Here is a 19836-nt window from a genome sequence, read left to right as displayed (position 1 = left end):
TAGAATGCAAATGGATTAAAACAAATTAAAGCAAAGTTGATTGAAAACATTCCTCTCGATTGGCATTCTTTTTGTATTTTTACAGTTCACTAAAAGCTATGAAAACTAAATTATCTTTTTTATTTCTTCTTTTTTCTTTGTTCTCATTCGGACAAGTGCCGCATTGCGGTTTTGATTTTACCTCGTATTTAGTAGTAAAAGCCCACGAGGAAGGAAAGTCCGATAATATTCCCGATTTAAAAATCACCTTAGTCAACGAAAAAGGCGAAGATGTTATTAACGAAAACAACAAATACAGTTGGAAATATGGCAATCAAGCGTTAGTTTTTGCAAGAAATCATTTAATAAGCAAGCCAAACGAACCCGAAAAATGGTTTTTCCCGTATGCTGGTGATACGTATTTGCTTTCGGTTACGAATACCTTTCCTGCGGAAGAATTCTATATCAAAATTCAAGATACTAAAGGAAAATTCAAAGAGCAATTAGTACAATTGCAAGCGTTTAACATGTATATTTTGTGTTCGAGTGAAAACGAACGCCAAGCCAGAACTTTCGGCCCTAGAAGTAATAATCCTATTGAAGTGATTTTGGTTAGAAAGTGATTAGTTCATGAAAAAACTTTTTATTTATTTGGCTGTTGTATTTTTTGTTTTATTCTTAATTTCAATTGTTAAGTTTAATTATGATAAAACAGAAACTATGTATTGGAATACCATTAGAATTCAATTTTCAATTCAAGCTATTTTGCTTTTATTTGCATCTATTGTTTTAATGATAATTCATTTTTTTATAAAAAAGTAGTTTTAAATGGCAAATTCAATAGATGTAAAATTCCAAGACCATTTCAAGCTCAATGTTTTATTTAAAGACTACATCCTTTTTGAAAATTTGTTACTTGAAAATAATATAGATTACTATCATAATAGTAATGAAAATTCTGATATTAGTGATGGAACTCGTTTCTTTTTGTTGGATAAAGATAGAATTATTATTGATCAACTACTTATTGATAATGAAATTATAGCCAGTACAGAAACTATTATGATTTCCGATTATAGAGTAGAGAGAATGGTTCAGAGATTTCATGTTTTAGTTTACTTACTTGTAGTTGGATTGCTTATTCTTATAATTTTTATTATCGATTTTTTAAAATAAAAAAACACCTCAAAAAGGTGTTTATTAAATTAGTTGCCATTGTTTACAGCAATAACTTTTAAAGTTTTGTTACCAGCAGGCAATTCCCAATCTACCTGATCGTTTACTTTAAAGCCAATAATCGCCACACTAAGCGGAACTAGAACGGAATATTTACTCTCTTTTATATTCGCTTGAGAAGGTAAAACAATTTGAAATTTCATTTGTTTTTGCGTACTCATATCTTCAATAATTACCTCCGAGTTAATTCGAATAACATCGTTTTCGATGGCATTATCTTCTACAATATTACCTCTGTCTAATTCTTGAGTTAACAGATTGATTTCTTTAGCACTCGTAGCAGATAGATTACTTTTAGTAATTTTTTTAAGCAGCTTATGATCGCTTGATGTAAATGTTGGTATTGGTTTCATATTATTTTAATTTAAGAATATTGTTTCTTTATCTAATGTTTTGCTTTTGGTTTCTGGATTGGTAAAATAGATTTCCTTAAAGTTTAAGTTGGTATTATGATGTACTCTTCTGTAAAAGGTTTCCGGTGTAATTTCATCCGGAAGTTCAAATCCACATGCTCCAATGAATTCGGCTACCGCTTTCAGGGTATTCTTGTGAAAATTTGCTACACGAACGCGCTTATCACTAATATCCAAACCTTTATAAAGCGATTTATCTTGGGTTGCGATTCCAACCGGACATTTTCCGCTGTCACACTGCAACGCTTGAATACAACCTAGCGCAAACATCATACCTCGCGCACTGTAACAAGCATCGGCTCCCAGAGACATATTTTTAGCAATATCAAAAGCCGAAATAATTTTACCTGACGCTAGTAATTTAATTTCGCTGCGTAAACCATAATCTAATAAGGATTTATGAGCAAATACTAAGGCATCCGATAACGCCATTCCCATATAATCGATAAACTCTAAAGGCGCTGCTCCAGTTCCGCCTTCAGCACCGTCAATAGTTATGAAATCAGGAAGGATATTGGTGCTTATCATGGCTTCTAATATTTCGGTAAACTCTTCTTTTTTACCGATACAAATCTTAAACCCAACCGGTTTTCCATTGGATAAGGTTCTCAATTTATGTATGAAATACAACAATTCAGTGGCATTCGAAAACGCTGTATGAGCGGATGGGGAATGAACTGTTGTATAGGGTTCTAAAGCTCTAATTTTGGCAATCTCTGGCGTGTTTTTTTCAGCAGGGAGTAAACCTCCATGTCCTGGTTTTGCTCCTTGAGATAGCTTTAGCTCTATCATTTTCACTTCTTTTAAATTCGCTTTTTCCACAAAAAGTGCGTCATTGAAATGCCCTCTACCATCCCTACAACCAAAATAGCCTGTTCCTATTTGCCAAATCAAATCGCCTCCTTTTAAATGGTAATCACTGATGCCGCCTTCTCCTGTATTGTGGGCAAAATTCCCCATTTTGGCCCCTTCGTTCAGAGAAGAAATGGCAGTTTTACTCAAGGCTCCATAACTCATCGCACTAATGTTGAAAATACTAGCACTATAGGGTTTTGAACATTGTGAATTTCCAATGGTTACTCGGAATTGACTAAAATCGTTCTTTTTAGGATAAATCGAATGTGCTGCCCATTCATATCCTATTCTATTAGGCTCGTCTTGCATGCCAAACGAAATGGTTTGCTTCTGATTCTTTGCTCTCTGATACACAATGGAACGTTGTCTTCTGTTAAATGGTTTTCCATCCAATTCGCCTTCAAAAAAGTATTGGCGAAATTCAGGACGAACGGATTCAAATAAGTAGCGTAAACGTCCTACTAATGGATAATTTCTGCGTACTGAATGCTTGGATTGCAAGCTATCAATGGTAACTAAAATTAACATGACGAAAGGAGCAGATAGAAAAACAGGATGCACTTTATAATACGCAACCAAAAAAAGAGTCCCAATGAAAAAGGATAATGTAACCAACCAAATGATATGGCGTGCATATAATTTTCCCAAAAGATTTTTTTGTGACATGATGCTGGAATTTTAAAAAAAAATAAGGATATCAGAAGATGCTTCTGATAGGATTAAATAAATGATTTAAGTAAAAATCCTCCGTCTGAGAATTAGGAATAGGGTAGACGGAGGCCTAATTGATAAAGGCCTTGCTGTGGGTAAATGCAATTACTTTTGTAACAGCATTTGAAATTAAAGTAATATTTGAAACTAGGTATTTCAAAAGAAATGAATTTAATTTGAGTACAAAGTTAAGGAAACTAATGAGATAAAAAAATTACTTCCATTTTATATTACACCCAATGCTCGGTTTCTGATCCGGATTGATACTTCTATTCATCACCACGCCATCAATTGCGCTTCGTAAATCAGAACCACTCAACGGAATACCATTTCCCGGTCGGCTATCGTCTAATTGTCCACGGTAAACCAATTTATCTCGATTGTCGAAAAGATAAAAATCAGGTGTACAAGCGGCATTGTAGGCTTTGGCTACTTCTTGTGTTTCATCATATAAATACGGAAATTCAAATCCGTTTTCAAAGGCAAATTCGGTCATTAATTCAGGAGCATCTTGCGGATATTTCACTACATCATTACTTGAAATCGCAACAAAACCAATTCCTTGCACACGATAATCGTTCACCACACGAATTACCTCTTCCATCACATGATGTACAAACGGACAATGATTGCAAATGAAGATTACGACTGTTCCTTTTTCACCTTTGCAATCTTCAAAAGTTTTAAAATCAGTAGCATTAGTATCTTTCAAATTGAAATCAGGAGCAATTGTGCCCAAAGGTAACATGTTGGAAGGAGTTTGAGCCATTATGTTTAGGATTTGAAATTTTAGAAATTAGCTTTTTATTTGGAATTTGTTTTTTGTCTTTTGGAATTTACATCAGTAATTATACGCACCAAATCTTTTATTGTTACAAAATGCGTCAATACTTTTTTTTGGAAAGGCATTTTCTTACTTTTGCACAACAACACAACACACTATGTACAAAAGCTTCATTCGTCCGTTACTTTTCTGTTTCGATCCAGAAAAAGTACATTATTTTACCTTTTCATTCATTCGTTTTCTGAATAAAATTCCAGGTTTTTCAAGTTTATTTCAAGCGCTTTACGAAGTAAAAGATGCGCGTTTAGAACGAGAAGTTTTCGGGATTAAATTCAAAAATCCAGTTGGATTAGCAGCAGGATTTGATAAAGATGCAAAGTTGTATAAAGAGTTATCAAATTTTGGATTCGGTTTTATCGAAATTGGAACGTTGACGCCTGTTGGACAAGAAGGAAATCCTAAAAAACGTTTGTTCCGTTTAAAAGAAGACAATGCGATTATCAACCGAATGGGGTTCAATAACGGCGGTGTTAAAGAAGCAGTCGAACGTTTGAAAAAAAACAAAGGCGTTTTAATCGGTGGAAACATTGGAAAAAATAAAGTCACGCCAAACGAAGAAGCGGTAAAGGATTACGAAATTTGTTTTGAAGCTTTGTTTCCATACGTAGATTATTTTGTGGTGAATGTGAGTTCGCCAAACACACCCAATCTACGTGAATTACAAGATAAAAAACCTTTGACCGACTTGCTGCAAACACTTCAAAATCAAAACGACACAAAACCAAAACCAAAACCAATTTTACTAAAAATCGCTCCCGATTTAACTGATGAGCAACTTTTAGATATCATTGATATCGTCAACGAGACCAAAATTGCAGGTGTAATTGCTACCAATACAACGATTTCTCGCGAAGGTTTACAATCGGAAAACAAATCCGAAATGGGCGGCTTATCTGGAAAACCATTAACGAAACGTGCTACAGAAGTGATTCGTTTTCTTTCGGAAAAAAGCAATAAGTCGTTTCCAATCATTGGAGTAGGAGGTATTCACACGGCAGAAGATGCGATTGAAAAATTGAACGCAGGTGCTAGTTTGGTTCAACTTTATACGGGTTTTATTTACGAAGGTCCTGCCTTAGTGAAAGCGATTAACAAAAAGATTTTAGCGCATCACGAATTGAACGAGTAAACCAATTAGCAATGCGATTCCGAAACTTAATAAAGTTCCGATAAGTACATATTCGGTGAGCTTTCGGTCTTTTGCGGCTTTTAAATCACCAAATCTAAAAATGGATTTTGCAGCTAATAAAAATCCGATAGCTTCAAAATGATGGGTTAAAAGGAAACAAAAAATGAACAATCGTTCTAAAATCCCAATATAATTTCCAGCATTTTCCAGCGAATTGTCTTTTGCGTTTTTCTCAGGCGTCCAAATGGATATGATATTTCGAATGATTACGGATGCAGGTTTTGTTAATACGACAATCCCCGTAACGATAATCCAAAAATTAGCGTTCAAAAGACTATAATCTATAGAAGCATTTGTGTAAAAAAAGGCAATCCCCACAAGGGTTATGAGGTGTAAGAATTGATCCAAAAGAAACCAGAAACGTTTGCTCTTTTTTGTCTGATATCGTAATTTAACATAATCGATTATCCCGTGCAGAACAGTTAATAGTAGTGCATACCAAAGAAAATCGCTTTCAAAGACAAGTGCAAAAGCTAAAATACCGTGAAGCAAAACATGAATATATAAGAAACTACTTTTATGTTTTTTGGCTTCTTTATCTAAAACCCAAGTAGTGGGTTGCAATAAAAAATCGCCAAGTAAATGTGCTAAAAGTAATTTTACGAATACAATCATTTTTCTAAAGTTTTAACTTTTTTTCTATAATAGTGTTCCACTTGCATTAATAATTCAAAATTTGAACGTTTTTGCCGTCTACTCACAGCGGCTTGATTGATACCCAGTTTTACGCCTATTTCTTCCTGTGAAAGATTCGGATTTTGAATCGCAACCAAAACAAATTCCGCCGATTGTTGCAACCAACTGTCCATAAATGATAAACTTAGTTTTAGCATCAAATTCAATTCTTCGTCAAAAGCCTCGTTGCCCGAATTTAGTACTAAATTTAATTTCTGTTTTTTTAAGGTTTCAAACGATTCTCCAGAGCGAATAAAAGCGGTTCCATTACTTTCTGTTATTTTTCTGGTTTTGTAGGTTTTATCTCCAAATCCTAAACTCATTCGCACATCTAAATCAATAGATTTGAAGAAGGCTTTGATTTGGAACGCAATCAATAAAGCATCTTCGGGATTTTTAATTTCCATTTGAAACTCATCACCACGGTAAATTTCCCAATCATTTGGAGCTTTTCCAAAAGTGAGCAATAAAGCTTTCAAATCATCTATCCATTTTTTAGATGAAAGCTTTCTCGATTTGATTATATCGGCTGTAAGTATCACAATCATAAGTCAAATGTACTAAAATATTTTTATAAAACTTAAATTATTACCAAAATACGTAATATTATAAATTATTACCAAAATACGTAATATTTTGAATTATTACCGAAAAGTGTAATAGTGTATTTTAAAGAATATAAAAAAACGATTTCGTAAAATAGAATACTTTATTATCTTTGAAGCTATGAACGAAATCAAAATTATCGAATGTCCGCGCGATGCCATGCAAGGTATCAAACCGTTTATTCCAACCGAGAGAAAAGTTAAATATATCCAATCGTTATTGCGAGTAGGCTTTGATACTATTGATTTTGGAAGTTTTGTTTCACCCAAAGCGATTCCGCAAATGCAAGACACCGTTGAAGTCTTAGCACAGTTGGATTTGTCTGCAACAAACAGTAAATTGTTGGCCATTATCGCTAATACACAAGGGGCTCAAAATGCTTCGATTCATAAAGAAATTCAATATTTAGGTTTCCCTTTTTCGATTTCGGAGAACTTTCAAATGCGAAATACACACAAAACAATTGCCGAAAGTTTGGTTACTTTACGAGAGATTTTAGAAATCGCAGATAAATCAAACAAAGAAGTTGTGACATACATTTCAATGGGCTTTGGAAATCCGTATGGCGATCCATGGAATGTTGAAATTGTGGGGGAATGGACCGAAAAATTAGCGAATATGGGGGTGAAAATCCTATCACTTTCCGATACCGTGGGAAGTTCGACTCCAGAAGTAATCGATTACTTGTTCTCTAATTTGATTCCGAAATATCCAAACATCGAATTTGGTGCGCATTTGCACACGACACCAGACAGATGGTTTGAAAAGATTGATGCCGCTTACAACGCAGGTTGTCGTCGTTATGATGGCGCGATTCAAGGTTTTGGTGGTTGTCCCATGGCAAAAGACGATTTGACAGGAAACATGCCTACGGAAAAATTACTGTCGTATTTCACAACAAAAAGAGAAAATACGAATACGAGTCCCATGAGCTTTGAAAGTGCTTATAACGAAGCAACAAAACTGTTTGGTGAATTTCATTAATTCGATTTTCTTCGTTTAAAAGCTTTATAAATTTCTACCCAAAGTACCGAAATACTTCCTACTAAAATACATAATCCTATTTGGGAAACAGTAACCATTTCAAACAAGAAGAAGTTAGAAAAGGCTGGAACAAACAATAACAATACGGTTAACAAAATGGTGATTCCAATAATCAATCCTACCAAATTATTTTTGTACCGAATCGTTTTGAAAATCGAATAATAGAACGAACGATTGGCTAATGTCAATACGATGTTGGAAGTAATTAAGGTTAAGAAAATCAAGGTTCTGGTGCCGTTTTCAGACATGTTTTCTCCAACCGCATATTGATAAATAAAGACCAATCCGAACGTAATGACTAATCCTTGAATGATACTAATCAATACTTCTTTTATGTTAAAGAAAGTTGTCGTTAGCGGTCTTGGTTTTTGTAACATCAAATTGTCTTCCATAGGTTCATTTTCGTAAATGATAGAGCAAGTTGGGCCCATAATAATCTCTAAGAAAATAATGTGAACCGGAGTAAAAATATTGGGATACACCCAACCCAAAGCTAATGGAATGAACACAATTAAAATAATCGGAATATGGATGGAAATAATGTACTGAATGGCTTTTTTTAGGTTGAGATAGATTTTTCTTCCCATAGCAATCGCATCAGTCATGCGTTCGAAATTGTCGTCTACCAGAATTAAATTCGCAGCTTGTTTCGCAATTTCGGTTCCCTTTTTACCCATTGCAATGCCAATGTGTGCTGACTTCAATGCGGGTCCGTCGTTTACACCATCACCCGTCATTGCTACAATTTGGTTGTTTGTTTTGAGTGCTTGAATAATTCTAAGTTTGGCTTCTGGAAACATTCTCGTGAAAATAGCCGTTTCCATTACTTTTTCTTGTAAAGTGGTTTCGTCCATTGCCATCAATTCGTCACCATTCAATACTTTATCCGCATTTTTAAACCCAACTTGTTTTGCGATGGTAGAAGTCGTTTCTGCATTATCGCCTGTAACGATTTTTACTTGAATTCCTGCTTTGTAAAATGTTTCAAAAACGGTTTGAATGTTGTGCTTTGGCGGATCGTAAAATGCCACTAATCCTTTGAAGTTGAATTTTAATGCTTGTTGGGTTGCTGGATAATTCGTTCCTTCAAAGTCAGAAACACCTACTCCTAAAACGCGGAATCCTTTTTTAGTCATGGTTTTCATCGCCTCTAAAATCTGATTTTTTTCCGGTTCAGTTAAATAACTCACTGCGATTAAAGCTTCAGGCGCACCTTTAGCCGCAATAATTTTTTTACCCGATTCGTTTTCAAAAACGTGGGTCATCATCGGTGGTTTTCCACCTAAAGGATATTCGTGAACCAATTTGAAATAAGGTCGCTCGTCCTCACTTTCAAAATTCGAATAGGCTTCATGAATCGCAATTTCCATCACATCAAACGGAATGGGTTCGCTCGACCACATGGCATATTTTAAGACTTCCTCTGCTTCCGGATTTAGTTTTTGAGAAGTTGCCACTATCGAATTGGATTTAAAAAGATACAATTCGGCTAAACTCATTCGGTTTTCGGTAATGGTTCCCGTTTTGTCGGTGCAAATTACGGTGGCACTTCCTAGGGTTTCCACTGTTTTTGTTTGTTTGGTAATGATGCCCATTTTCATCAAACGCCAAGCGCCTAGAGCCATAAATGTAGTAAACGCAACCGGAATTTCCTCTGGAATAACACTCATTGCCAAGGTTAATGCTTTCAGCAAACTATCTAAAACGATTCTGGAATTGTAATAATTAATTGCCCAAACAATAGCAAAAATAACCAAACCGATTACAGACATTTTGGTAACAAAATTTCCGATTTGAATTTGCAGAGGCGTTTTCTCTTCTTCAATTGCATTCAAACTAGAACCAATTTTTCCCAATTGGGTTTTACTTCCAATAGCGGTTACTTCACAAATTGCAAGTCCTGACGCTACAATCGTACCCTGAAAAACCTGCTTGTCTTCAGATGCATTCGATTTGAAAACCGATAAGGATTCACCTGTCAAGATTGATTCGTTGACCGAAAAATCGTTGGAAGAGAGAATTATTCCATCGGCAGGAATAAAAGCACCTTCTTCTAGTTGAATATAATCACCTATCACAATTTCTTCGGTTGGAATTTCGATTAATTGACTGTTTCGAATGACTTTACATTTTGGTTGGGTTAGTTTTTTTAAAGCTTCAATGGCATTACGACTTCTAGATTCTTGAAAAACCGAAATTGCCATAACAAAAATAATTGCAAAAGCCATGAAAATACCATCGCCGTAATCTCCTGTTATGAAATAAATACTGGTAGCGGTCAATAATAAAAGAAACATGGGTTCTTTTACAATATCTAAAATGGAGTTCAGAAAATGGTTTTTTTTCTGATGTTCGACGGAGTTGGTTCCGTGTTTTTTTGCGGATTCTAAAACTTCTAAATCGGATAGGCCTGTAATATTTTTTTTAGAATCGCTCATTGAAGATGAAAAATTAATATGCAAGTTACATAATTTATTCTTAAAAGAAATAGATTATTAGCCTAAGTTTTACTATATTTGCACGCAATTTAACAACAACTACAAATTGCAACATGAAAGCACACACAACTAAAATCGTTGGCGAAGGTCTTACTTACGACGATGTTTTGCTTATTCCAAATTATTCCGAAATTTTACCACGCGAAGTTAGTATTCAATCGAAGTTTTCGAGAAATATTACGTTGAATGTTCCTATCGTTTCCGCTGCAATGGATACCGTAACTGAAAGCTCTATGGCAATCGCGATGGCGCAAGAGGGAGGTATTGGTGTTCTCCACAAAAATATGACGATTGAACAACAAGCGGCTAAAGTAAAGAAAGTAAAACGTGCGGAAAGTGGCATGATTATCGATCCGGTTACGTTGCCTTTAACAGCTACTGTGGGTGATGCCAAAATGGCAATGAAAGAATTTAGTATTGGTGGAATTCCAGTAGTAGATGAAAACGGAATTTTAAAAGGAATCGTAACGAATAGAGATTTACGTTTCGAAAAAGTAAATACGCGTTCGATTTTAGAAGTAATGACTTCAGAAAAATTAGTAACTGCTGCTCAAGGGACAACCTTACAAGAAGCAGAGGGAATTTTGCAAGAAAACAAAATTGAAAAATTACCAGTAGTTGACAACCATAATAAATTAGTAGGTTTAATTACCTTTAGAGATATTACCAAACTTACCCAAAAACCAATTGCTAATAAAGATAAATTTGGTCGTTTACGTGTAGCTGCGGCTTTAGGTGTTACGGCTGATGCAGTAGATAGAGCAACTGCTTTAGTAACTGCTGGAGTTGACGCTGTAATTATTGATACCGCACACGGTCATACAAAAGGCGTAGTAGATGTGTTAAAAGCAGTAAAAGCAAAATTCCCTGATTTAGATGTGGTAGTGGGTAACATTGCTACTCCAGAAGCAGCATTATATTTAGCTCAAAACGGAGCTGATGCGGTGAAAGTTGGAATTGGTCCTGGTTCTATTTGTACAACACGAGTTGTAGCAGGTGTAGGATTTCCTCAATTTTCAGCTGTTTTAGAAGTGGCTGCAGCGTTAAAAGGTTCAGGAGTTCCTGTTATTGCTGATGGTGGAATTCGTTACACAGGTGATATCCCTAAAGCTATTGCTGCGGGTGCTGATTGTGTGATGTTAGGTTCTCTTTTAGCAGGTACAAAAGAATCACCAGGAGAAACCATTATTTTTGAAGGAAGAAAATTCAAATCGTATCGTGGAATGGGTTCTGTTGAGGCAATGCAAGAAGGTTCAAAAGACCGTTATTTCCAAGATGTAGAAGACGATGTGAAGAAATTAGTTCCAGAAGGAATTGTAGGTCGTGTGCCTTATAAAGGAGAATTAAATGAAAGTATGCAACAATTCATCGGAGGTTTAAGAGCCGGAATGGGCTATTGTGGTGCAAAAGATATTCCAACCTTACAAGAAACAGGGCGTTTCATTAGAATTACAGCTAGTGGTATTGGCGAAAGTCACCCACATAATGTAACCATTACAAAAGAAGCTCCGAATTATTCGAGATAATGTAAGTGGTCAGTGCTTAGTGAGTAGTGTTTACTAGAAATAGAAACCTGATAGTTGTAAGCTATCAGGTTTTTTTATCTATTTGAAATAAGAAAACGTTTCGTTGTTTTCGATTTTTAATAAACTTTCGTAAATCAATTTTATTACATTTTCTACATCTTCTTTATGTACCATTTCAACTGTGGTATGCATGTAACGAAGTGGTAACGAAATCAAGGCAGAGGCAACACCACCATTACTATATGCAAAAGCATCGGTGTCAGTTCCGGTAACTCTTGATGAAGCGTGACGTTGAAACGGAATTTTATGTTCAATTGCTGTATCCACAATCATTTCACGAAGAATATTTTGAGTCGCTGGGGCATAGGCAATTACAGGCCCTTTGCCCATTTTAAGATCTCCTTCAATTTTTTTATCAATCATTGGGGTAGAGGTGTCGTGACAAACATCAGTAACAATGGCTACGTTAGGTTTGATTCTTTGTGTAATCATTTCGGCACCACGAAGGCCAATTTCTTCTTGAACAGAATTTACAATATATAGTCCAAAAGGAAGCTTCTTTTTGTTTTCTTTTAATAATCGAGCAACTTCTGCAATCATAAATCCTCCCATACGATTATCGATGGCTCTACACACGAATTTGTCCTTGTTTAGAATTTCAAAATTATCGGGATAGGTAATAACACAACCTACATGTACCCCTAATGCTTCCACTTCTGCTTTGGTCGTACAGCCACAATCGATGAAAATATTGTCAATTCGTGCCCCTTCTTCTTTACCTCGTCCTCTTGTGTGAATGGCTGGCCAACCAAAAACACCTCTGACGATTCCTTTTTTGGTATGGATATTAACTCTTTTTGAAGGAGCAATCATGTGGTCGCTTCCTCCATTTCGAATTACATAGATCAAACCATCATCGGTTATGTAATTTACATACCACGAAATTTCATCGGCATGTCCTTCAATTACAACTTTGTAGGGTGCCTCCGGATTGATAACGCCTACCGCACTACCATAAGTATCTGTAATAAAGGTGTCTACATAAGGTTTTAAATAATTCATCCAAATTTTTTGACCTTCTGATTCGTATCCTGTAGGGGAAGCGTTGTTTAAATAATTTTCTAAAAAAGTCATAGACGACTTATTCAGTATCGATTTTACTTTCATTTTAAAAATTTTAGCTAAAATAATGAATTGTTGCAAGAATTAAACATAAAATTAATACTTTTGATTTACTTTTTGTTAGCAATCATTACAAAATAACCAATTTTAAACATGCCAAATAATTTCCTCTTTAGTGTATTCTTTTTATTGACTTTTTCTGTATTTGGTCAAAGTAAGAAAGATACCTTACAAATGACTACTCAAGATTCTTCTATTGTATATTCGATTGAGTTACGTGAAATAGTGTTTACCCCCGGGAATGTTTATAATTCAGATGAAGATAAAAAAGCAAAATTAATCTTAAAACGAAGAATTTTTAGAGTGTATCCTTATGCAAAGTTGACTGCGGATAAACTTACCCAACTAAATGCTACTATGGCTAAGTTGAAGACGAATAAAGAGAAAAAGAAGTATTTTAAAATTGTAGAAAAATATTTAGAAGACGAATTTGAACCCAAACTAAAAAAATTATCTCGTAAAGATGGTCAGATTTTAGTTAAACTAATTTATAGGCAAACAGGTCAGTCTACTTATGACTTAATTAAAGATTACAAAAGCGGTTGGAAAGCTTTTTGGGCCAACTCAACGGCGAGGCTTTTCAGCATCGATTTAAAAACGGAATATCAACCCTTTGAAGTAAATGAAGATTTTCAAATTGAAACCATTTTAAATGCGGCTTTTAATCAAAATCAATTAATGCGTCAAGAGCCTTCTAAGCCAATTAATTTTGACGAACTAAGTTCGTATTGGATATCCAAAATGAAATCATCTTCCATTAAAAACGCCAATTAAATTTAGAATTTGTTTTACCAGTTTAAGGCATTCACTTTGTATATTTGTATTCCAAAGTTAAACGAATATGAAAGATTTAAGTAACTACCGAAAATCATACGAAAAAAGCGAATTGTTAGAAAATCAAATTCCAGAAGACCCTATCAATCTTTTTCACAAATGGTTTTATGAAGCGGAGGAATTCAACGCAGCGGATGAAGTAAATGCGATGACAGTTTCAACTATTGGAACCGATGGATTCCCAAAATCGAGAGTTGTTTTACTTAAAAAGTTTAATGAAGAAGGTTTTGTTTTTTATACCAATTATAATTCTGAAAAAGGACAATCCATATTGAATAATCCCAATGTTTGTTTGTCTTTTTTTTGGCCTACAGTTGAGCGCCAAATTATTATTAAAGGTGTTGCTGAGAAATTAGAAGCCACCCTTTCCGACAATTATTTTGCTTCCCGACCCGATGGGAGTAAGTTAGGGGCAATTGTATCCCCGCAAAGTGAAGTCATTCCAAATCGCGAATTTTTAGAAAATAATTTGAAACAATTGGAAAAAGAATTTGAAGGAAAAGAGATTTTAAGACCGAAAAATTGGGGCGGTTTTTTAGTAAGACCGGTTTCTGTAGAATTTTGGCAAGGACGCCCCAATCGTTTGCATGATAGAATTCGTTACCAACTTCAAGAGGGTTTTGATTGGAAGATAGAACGTTTGTCTCCTTAAGGATTACATCTTTACAACAATAAATTCACTTCTACGATTTTTCTGATGTTCTTCTTCACTGCAAATGATACCATCGGAACAGTTGTTTATCAAATGGTTTTCTCCGTATCCTTTGGCATGGAGGCGGTCTCCAGCAATTCCTTTTTCTACCATGAATTCTAGTGTTGCTTTAGCTCTTTTATCCGATAAAATTTCATTATATTGGTGGGTTTGCCTGCTATCTGTATGCGACTTAATTTCGATTTTCATATTTGGATATGCTTTTAAAACTGCGATTATTTTTTCTAAATCTTCCGCAGCATCACTTCGGATATTCCATTTGTCTAAATCAAAATAGATTAGACTAATATCAAATACTTTAGCTAAGTCCGTTCCTTCTTTAATTTCATAAGTATTTTGTTTCAATTCTAAATGTATTTTTTCAGGGGCGTTATTGGCGATGAATATTTGTTCTTCCGTTTCATAATTTTCTTTTGAAACTCTTAGGATATATTTTGAACCACATTTCAATTTTAATTCATATCCTCCTGAAGGGGATGAAAATAGTTCGTTTACTACGTTCATGTCCTCATCAAACAAAGTAATTTTTGCATTGGGTATGGCCTTTTTGTTTTTGTAATCAACGATAGTTCCAATTAGGGGTTTATAGCATATTTTAAAACGGTAAATGTCATCAAATCCAAGACCACCTTCTCTGTTAGAAGTAAAAAAACCTACATCATTTTTTAGAACATAACCAAAGTCGTCACTACTGCTGTTTATGGGTTTGCCAATATTTTTTGGGATGCCAAAGGCGTTTTCTACCATTCGGGTTTCAAAAACATCAAGTCCTCCTAAACCGAGATGGCCATCAGAAGCAAAATATAGCGTGTTATTTTCAGCTACAAAAGGAAACGTTTCTCTACCCGGTGTATTTATAACAGCTCCTAGATTCTCTGGATTACCAAAATTTCCCTTTTCATCTATTTGTACTTTGTATAAATCCGACATTCCCAGACTACCCGGTCTGTTTGAAGCAAAAAAGAGTGTTTTTTCGTCGGGACTTAATGCGGGGTGTGCCGTACTATAATCATCACTACAAAAGGGGAGTTCTTTACAATTCGTCCATTTTCCGTCTACTAATTGTGCGCTATAAATTTTTTCTAAAATACTTACTTTATCACTGCTTTTTCTCTCCTTACCATTGTTATAATTGTTTCGGGTAAAATACATTGTTTTTCCATCTTTTGTAAAAACGGGAGAAGATTCATTGTACTTTGTATTGATTTCATTTGAAAAATTGGAAACTTGATTTAGCAATCCGTTCGTGTCTTTTGCAACAACAAACAAGTCGGTGAAATTTTGGTTTGTCCATTGGTGAATTTTAGCATGCGAATTTGCATCACTTCTTGAAGAAGTAAACACTATTTTGTCTTCATAAAAGGAAGGCCCATAGTCATAAAATTCCGAATTGAAATTGGTTTTTTCAATTTGATGTAATCCTGATACGGCTTCAATATCCGATAAGTAGTCTTTATTTAAGAGCGCAAGATTTTCTTTAGTTGCTATATTTTTTTCATAAAACATAGCCATGTATTGGTTAGATTCATCATATTGCTCTTGAGATTTCAGTGCATTGGCATATCTAAAGTAATATACAGCTTCAACTTCTTGATGCAAAGAAAATAAATGACGGTACCATTTTACCGCATTTTTTAAATCGCCATTAAAATAATAAGCATTCCCTATTTTTTGATACAAATCGACCGATTTATAGCCTTTTTCTGCTACACTTTCATAAATTTTAGCCGCATCAATAAATGCATTGGCTTCATATTTTCTATCTGCAGCCTTCAACCGATTGGGTTGACCGTATAAAAACAACAAAGTAAAACTTATAAAAAGCGTAAATTTAATTTTCATGATTTCAATTTTAAAAGAATCTAGGTGCCGTTATTTTTGTTTTCTTTAGGACCTCGAAGCGAAGAAATAACTCGTGAGAACCTGAGTTATATCGTTGCAAACGAGTGGTTTCTCTGTCATAACCATAACCTATAAACCATGAGTCAGAAATTTGAAAACCAACGAGGCCACTAAGTGCCGAATTCCACCTGTAGGCTGCTCCTAGAGTTAAGGTTTCAAAAAATAAAAAGTTTGCTGTAAGGTCCGTTTGTAGTGGTGCCCCTTCAACTACTTTAGTTAAAATAGCGGGCTTGAATTGTAAATTTTGATTCATTTGAAAAACGTGCCCAGCAATCAAGTAAAAATGCATTTTCTCCTTAGCAATGGTAATAGTATTATCATTGTATCTATAGGTTTCAAAAAAGTTTGGAATGGAGATGCCAATGTAATTTTTTTCAGAAGAGAGATAGAGTCCTGCTCCAATATTGGGGGAAAATTCAGTTGAAATAGCTTGAAATTGAGGATCCGTAGGATCGTATATAGTTAATTTATTCACATCCAAATGAAAGAGATTTGCAGTTGTTTTAATGCCAACCGCTAGTTTATAATTTTCAGCTATAGGAATAAAATAGGATACGTCAAAAGCTATTTCATTTTCTGAGGTTGGTCCAATATGATCGTTTGTAAAGGATAAACCTAATCCAAAGTTGGAATTTCTCAAAGGCGAACTTAACGAAAAGTTATTGGTTTTTGGCGCACCATCAAGACCCAACCATTGATTTCTATGCAGTAAAAAAGCCGAAATTGTTTCTCGAGAACCAGCATAAGCAGGATTAATCTGCGATGTATTGTACAGATATTGTGTATATTGAGAGTCTTGTTGACCGTAGCAAAAAACATTCAAGATTACATTTAAGATTAAATAGCGATAGGTATTTTTTTTTATCATACTTCGTAATCGTAACACTTTTAATTTGAGTTTTTAACTAGAAAAGAAAAACCAATTTTTACTTGTAAACCACTGCATTTGATACATAAATGAAATCTAATGTACTAAAATATTCTGCTTAAATTTAATGTTTTTGTCATTATTTAAAAATAAATGATTAACTTAATGGTCTAAACAAACGCTTTATGAAGAACTTAATTTTAATAAGACATTCAAAATCGAGTTGGGATATTCCGATAAAAGATATCGACAGATCATTGTCAATCAAAGGAATTAAAGATGCTCATTTGATGGCTTTTCACTTGATGAACGAATTGCCTAATTCTTATATCGTTTGGAGTAGTGTATCCAAAAGAACAACAGAAACCGCTTACATTTTTTCACAATATTTGAATATACCTCCCGAAACCATTCAATATTTAGACGATTTGTATACTTTTGAGGTCAAGAACTTAGAAAAAATGATAAATAAATGTGAAAATTTATATGATAATCTAATTCTTTTTGGACACAATGAAGCAATTACAAATTTTGTTAATAAATTTGGAGACCTTTACATTGAGAATGTTCCTACTACTGGGATAGTTTTCTTAGAATTTGATACTGATGACTGGAAAAATTTAAGTAAAGGAAAAACAACAAAAACATTATTTCCAAGCCAATTTAAAAATGATAAGTTCAAACAATAATTATATAGATAGAGAAAAAAGTTGGTTAACTTTTAATGCCCGTGTACTACAAGAAGCTAATGATGAGAGTGTTCCCCTCTTAGACCGCTTTCGGTTTTTAGGAATTTTTTCAAACAATTTAGATGAATTTTTTAGAGTTCGTTATGCCGCTATTAGACGTCTTAGTTTCGAGCAAATCGAAACAGAGAAAATTCTAGGGGTTCCAGCCGAGCAATTATTAAAGGAAATAACGGAGATTGTCATTGAACAACAATCGGAGAGCTTAAGGATTCTCAATGAAATTGAAAAAAAGTTAGAAAAGGAAAATATTTTTATCATAAGCGAAAATGACATTACCAAAGAGCAGGAAGAATTTATTCATGATTTTTTCATTCAGAAAGTAAGTCCCGCTGTTGTAACAATCATGTTAAATGACTTGGATGAATTTCCTATTTTAAAAGATACCTCGGGTTACTTAGCTGTTAAATTGATTATGAATTCTACTGCCGATGCTGCTTCGGAAGAAATCCGTTATGCCGTGGTAGAAATTCCAAATACAATCAATCGATTTGTGGTGCTTCCTTCGGTTAAAGAAAAACAATATATTATTCTTTTAGACGATGTTATACGTTATAATCTAAATAATATATTCAACATATTTGATTACAAAAGTATCTCCGCACACATGATTAAAATCACGCGTGATGCCCAATTGGAATTTGATAGCGATTTGAGTAAGAGTTTGATTGAAAAAATATCCTCTTCTGTAAAAGAGCGCCGTGTGGGAGAGCCAGTTCGATTTGTTTATGATCAAGCTATTGGTAAAGATACCCTCGATTTTTTCTTAAAAGGGATGAAAATTGACAGTTCTGACAGCGTAATTCCTGGTGGAAGATATCACAACAGACGTGATTATATGAGTTTTCCAAATCTAGGACGTTACGATTTACTCTACAGAGGTAACATGCCATTACCAATTCCGGGATTGTCATTAGAAGGTAGTATTTTAGAACGTATTAAAAAGAAGGACTATTTGTTATATGCGCCCTATCAATCTTTTTCATACATCATTAAATTTCTTCGAGAAGCTGCTTTAGATCCAAAAGTAGCTTCTATTAAAATTACTTTATACCGATTAGCAAAGAATTCCCAAATCGTTAGTTCTTTAATAAATGCCGCTAAGAATGGTAAAAAAGTAACAGTACAAATTGAACTACAAGCCCGTTTTGATGAAGAAAGTAATATTTCGTATTCCGAACAAATGCAAACAGAAGGTATTGAGCTTATTTTCGGAGTAAAAGGCTTGAAAGTACACAGTAAAATTTGTGTGATTGAAAGAGTTGAAGAAGGCAGGGTAAAACGATATGGTTTTATTTCTACAGGGAATTTCAATGAAAATTCGGCCAAAATTTATACGGATGTCACCCTTTTTACAAGTAATAACGAAATTTTAAAGGATGCCGCCAAAATTTTCGACTTTTTTGATGTGAATTATAGAGTGCATCGTTACAAACATCTAATTGTTTCCCCTCATTACACCCGAAGTCGTTTTAATAAATTGATTGAAAGAGAAATTTTGAATGCGCTCTCAGGTAAAGAAGCTTATATTAAATTAAAAATGAACAGTATCTCTGATTTTAAAATGACCGATAAACTGTATGAGGCAAGCAAAGCAGGGGTAAAAATTCAATTGATCATCAGAGGCATTTGTTGTTTGATTCCAGGGGTTAAAGGATTGAGTGAAAATATTGAAGCTATTAGTATCGTAGATAACTACTTAGAGCATTCTCGAATATATATTTTTGGTAATGCGGGTGACCCCGAAGTCTTTATTTCATCTGCCGATTTCATGACCCGAAATTTAGATGCTAGAGTAGAGGTGACTTGTCCAATATATGATCCAGAAATACGACAAGAGCTTATTGATACCTTCGAAATAGGTTGGAAAGCCAACGTAAAAGCGCGAATTCATGCTGCCGATTTGTTAAACCGTTATCGAAAGCGAGGGGATGAAAAACCGTTTAGAGCCCAACAAGAAATGTATACCTATTACCAAAACAAATTAGATGTCATTGCAGAAAATGTGCAATAAAG

18 protein-coding genes are annotated in these 19836 nt (G+C 34.4%); 9 read left to right on the top strand and 9 right to left on the bottom strand.

Annotated features, from left to right (window positions below):
* The first annotated feature begins 98 nt into the window (after nt 1-98).
* Both BUE95_RS12695 and BUE95_RS12685 read left to right on the top strand, forming a co-directional pair.
* A complete protein-coding gene (locus BUE95_RS12695; RefSeq protein WP_073585103.1) occupies nt 99-602 on the top strand; it encodes a hypothetical protein in 504 nt (167 codons plus the stop codon).
* Nucleotides 603-807: 205 nt separating this feature from the next.
* Nucleotides 808-1155 (top strand): hypothetical protein, encoded by a 348-nt coding sequence (locus BUE95_RS12685; protein ID WP_073585100.1) that lies wholly within the window; start codon nt 808-810, stop codon nt 1153-1155.
* Between the two features lie 29 nt (nt 1156-1184).
* On the opposite strand, the gene BUE95_RS12680 is transcribed toward BUE95_RS12685, so the two are convergent.
* From BUE95_RS12680 to BUE95_RS12670, 3 genes are all read right to left on the bottom strand, one after another.
* Nucleotides 1185-1568 (bottom strand): GreA/GreB family elongation factor, encoded by a 384-nt coding sequence (locus BUE95_RS12680; RefSeq protein WP_073585098.1) that lies wholly within the window; start codon nt 1566-1568, stop codon nt 1185-1187.
* Nucleotides 1569-1574: 6 nt separating this feature from the next.
* On the bottom strand, nt 1575-3149 hold the full coding sequence (locus BUE95_RS12675) for an FMN-binding glutamate synthase family protein (RefSeq protein ID WP_073585096.1): 1575 nt from the start codon (nt 3147-3149) through the stop codon (nt 1575-1577).
* A 259-nt stretch (nt 3150-3408) separates the two neighbouring features.
* Nucleotides 3409-3963 (bottom strand): thioredoxin family protein, encoded by a 555-nt coding sequence (locus tag BUE95_RS12670; RefSeq protein WP_073585094.1) that lies wholly within the window; start codon nt 3961-3963, stop codon nt 3409-3411.
* A 172-nt stretch (nt 3964-4135) separates the two neighbouring features.
* Between BUE95_RS12670 and BUE95_RS12665 the strand changes: the two genes are divergently transcribed.
* Nucleotides 4136-5167, top strand: coding sequence for a quinone-dependent dihydroorotate dehydrogenase (locus BUE95_RS12665; RefSeq protein ID WP_073585092.1), 1032 nt, complete (start codon nt 4136-4138; stop codon nt 5165-5167).
* Here BUE95_RS12665 and BUE95_RS12660 read toward each other — a convergent pair.
* Nucleotides 5141-5842 carry a DUF3307 domain-containing protein gene (locus BUE95_RS12660; protein WP_073585090.1) on the bottom strand — a complete coding sequence of 234 codons (702 nt, stop codon included), beginning with the start codon at nt 5840-5842 and terminating at the stop codon, nt 5141-5143. The genes BUE95_RS12665 and BUE95_RS12660 overlap by 27 nt on opposite strands.
* A complete protein-coding gene (locus tag BUE95_RS12655; RefSeq protein WP_073585088.1) occupies nt 5839-6450 on the bottom strand; it encodes a hypothetical protein in 612 nt (203 codons plus the stop codon). Before BUE95_RS12655 ends, BUE95_RS12660 begins: the two co-directional genes overlap by 4 nt.
* A 178-nt stretch (nt 6451-6628) precedes the next feature.
* Between BUE95_RS12655 and BUE95_RS12650 the strand changes: the two genes are divergently transcribed.
* Nucleotides 6629-7492 carry a hydroxymethylglutaryl-CoA lyase gene (locus BUE95_RS12650; RefSeq protein ID WP_073585086.1) on the top strand — a complete coding sequence of 288 codons (864 nt, stop codon included), beginning with the start codon at nt 6629-6631 and terminating at the stop codon, nt 7490-7492.
* Here the strand turns inward: BUE95_RS12650 and BUE95_RS12645 are convergent.
* The gene (locus BUE95_RS12645; RefSeq protein ID WP_073585084.1) at nt 7489-9990 is read right to left on the bottom strand and encodes a cation-translocating P-type ATPase; all 2502 of its coding nucleotides are present in this window, start codon (nt 9988-9990) and stop codon (nt 7489-7491) included. The genes BUE95_RS12650 and BUE95_RS12645 overlap by 4 nt on opposite strands.
* Nucleotides 9991-10103: 113 nt before the next feature.
* On the opposite strand from BUE95_RS12645, the gene guaB reads away from it, so the two are divergent.
* Nucleotides 10104-11576: an IMP dehydrogenase gene (gene guaB / locus BUE95_RS12640; protein WP_073585082.1), complete on the top strand. Its 1473-nt coding sequence runs from the start codon at nt 10104-10106 to the stop codon at nt 11574-11576.
* A 78-nt stretch (nt 11577-11654) separates the two neighbouring features.
* Here guaB and BUE95_RS12635 read toward each other — a convergent pair whose 3' ends face one another.
* A complete protein-coding gene (locus tag BUE95_RS12635) occupies nt 11655-12743 on the bottom strand; it encodes a M42 family metallopeptidase (protein WP_073585080.1) in 1089 nt (362 codons plus the stop codon).
* 108 nt (nt 12744-12851) lie between these two features.
* Here BUE95_RS12635 and BUE95_RS12630 point away from each other — a divergent pair, with 108 nt between their 5' ends.
* Together BUE95_RS12630 and pdxH are read left to right on the top strand one after the other, a co-directional pair.
* Nucleotides 12852-13532, top strand: a complete 681-nt coding sequence (locus BUE95_RS12630; protein ID WP_073585078.1) for a DUF4294 domain-containing protein — start codon at nt 12852-12854, stop codon at nt 13530-13532.
* 67 nt (nt 13533-13599) lie between these two features.
* Nucleotides 13600-14244, top strand: a complete 645-nt coding sequence (gene pdxH / locus BUE95_RS12625; RefSeq protein ID WP_073585076.1) for a pyridoxamine 5'-phosphate oxidase — start codon at nt 13600-13602, stop codon at nt 14242-14244.
* 3 nt (nt 14245-14247) lie between these two features.
* On the opposite strand, the gene BUE95_RS12620 is transcribed toward pdxH, so the two are convergent.
* Both BUE95_RS12620 and BUE95_RS12615 read right to left on the bottom strand, forming a co-directional pair.
* Complete coding sequence (locus tag BUE95_RS12620) at nt 14248-16146, bottom strand: OmpA family protein (RefSeq protein ID WP_073585074.1); 1899 nt, start codon at nt 16144-16146, stop codon at nt 14248-14250.
* Nucleotides 16147-16156: 10 nt separating this feature from the next.
* Nucleotides 16157-17074 carry a PorP/SprF family type IX secretion system membrane protein gene (locus tag BUE95_RS12615; protein WP_073585072.1) on the bottom strand — a complete coding sequence of 306 codons (918 nt, stop codon included), beginning with the start codon at nt 17072-17074 and terminating at the stop codon, nt 16157-16159.
* Nucleotides 17075-17259: 185 nt separating this feature from the next.
* Between BUE95_RS12615 and BUE95_RS12610 the strand changes: the two genes are divergently transcribed.
* Both BUE95_RS12610 and ppk1 read left to right on the top strand, forming a co-directional pair.
* Nucleotides 17260-17763: a SixA phosphatase family protein gene (locus tag BUE95_RS12610; protein ID WP_073585070.1), complete on the top strand. Its 504-nt coding sequence runs from the start codon at nt 17260-17262 to the stop codon at nt 17761-17763.
* The gene (ppk1, locus tag BUE95_RS12605) at nt 17744-19834 is read left to right on the top strand and encodes a polyphosphate kinase 1 (RefSeq protein WP_073585068.1); all 2091 of its coding nucleotides are present in this window, start codon (nt 17744-17746) and stop codon (nt 19832-19834) included. Before BUE95_RS12610 ends, ppk1 begins: the two co-directional genes overlap by 20 nt.
* The last annotated feature ends 2 nt before the right edge of the window (nt 19835-19836 follow it).

It is taken from the genome of Flavobacterium cucumis (assembly GCF_900148835.1).
In the GTDB taxonomy this organism is placed as follows: Bacteria; Bacteroidota; Bacteroidia; order Flavobacteriales; family Flavobacteriaceae; genus Flavobacterium; species Flavobacterium cucumis.
This window is presented reverse-complemented; position numbering and strand designations above follow the sequence as displayed.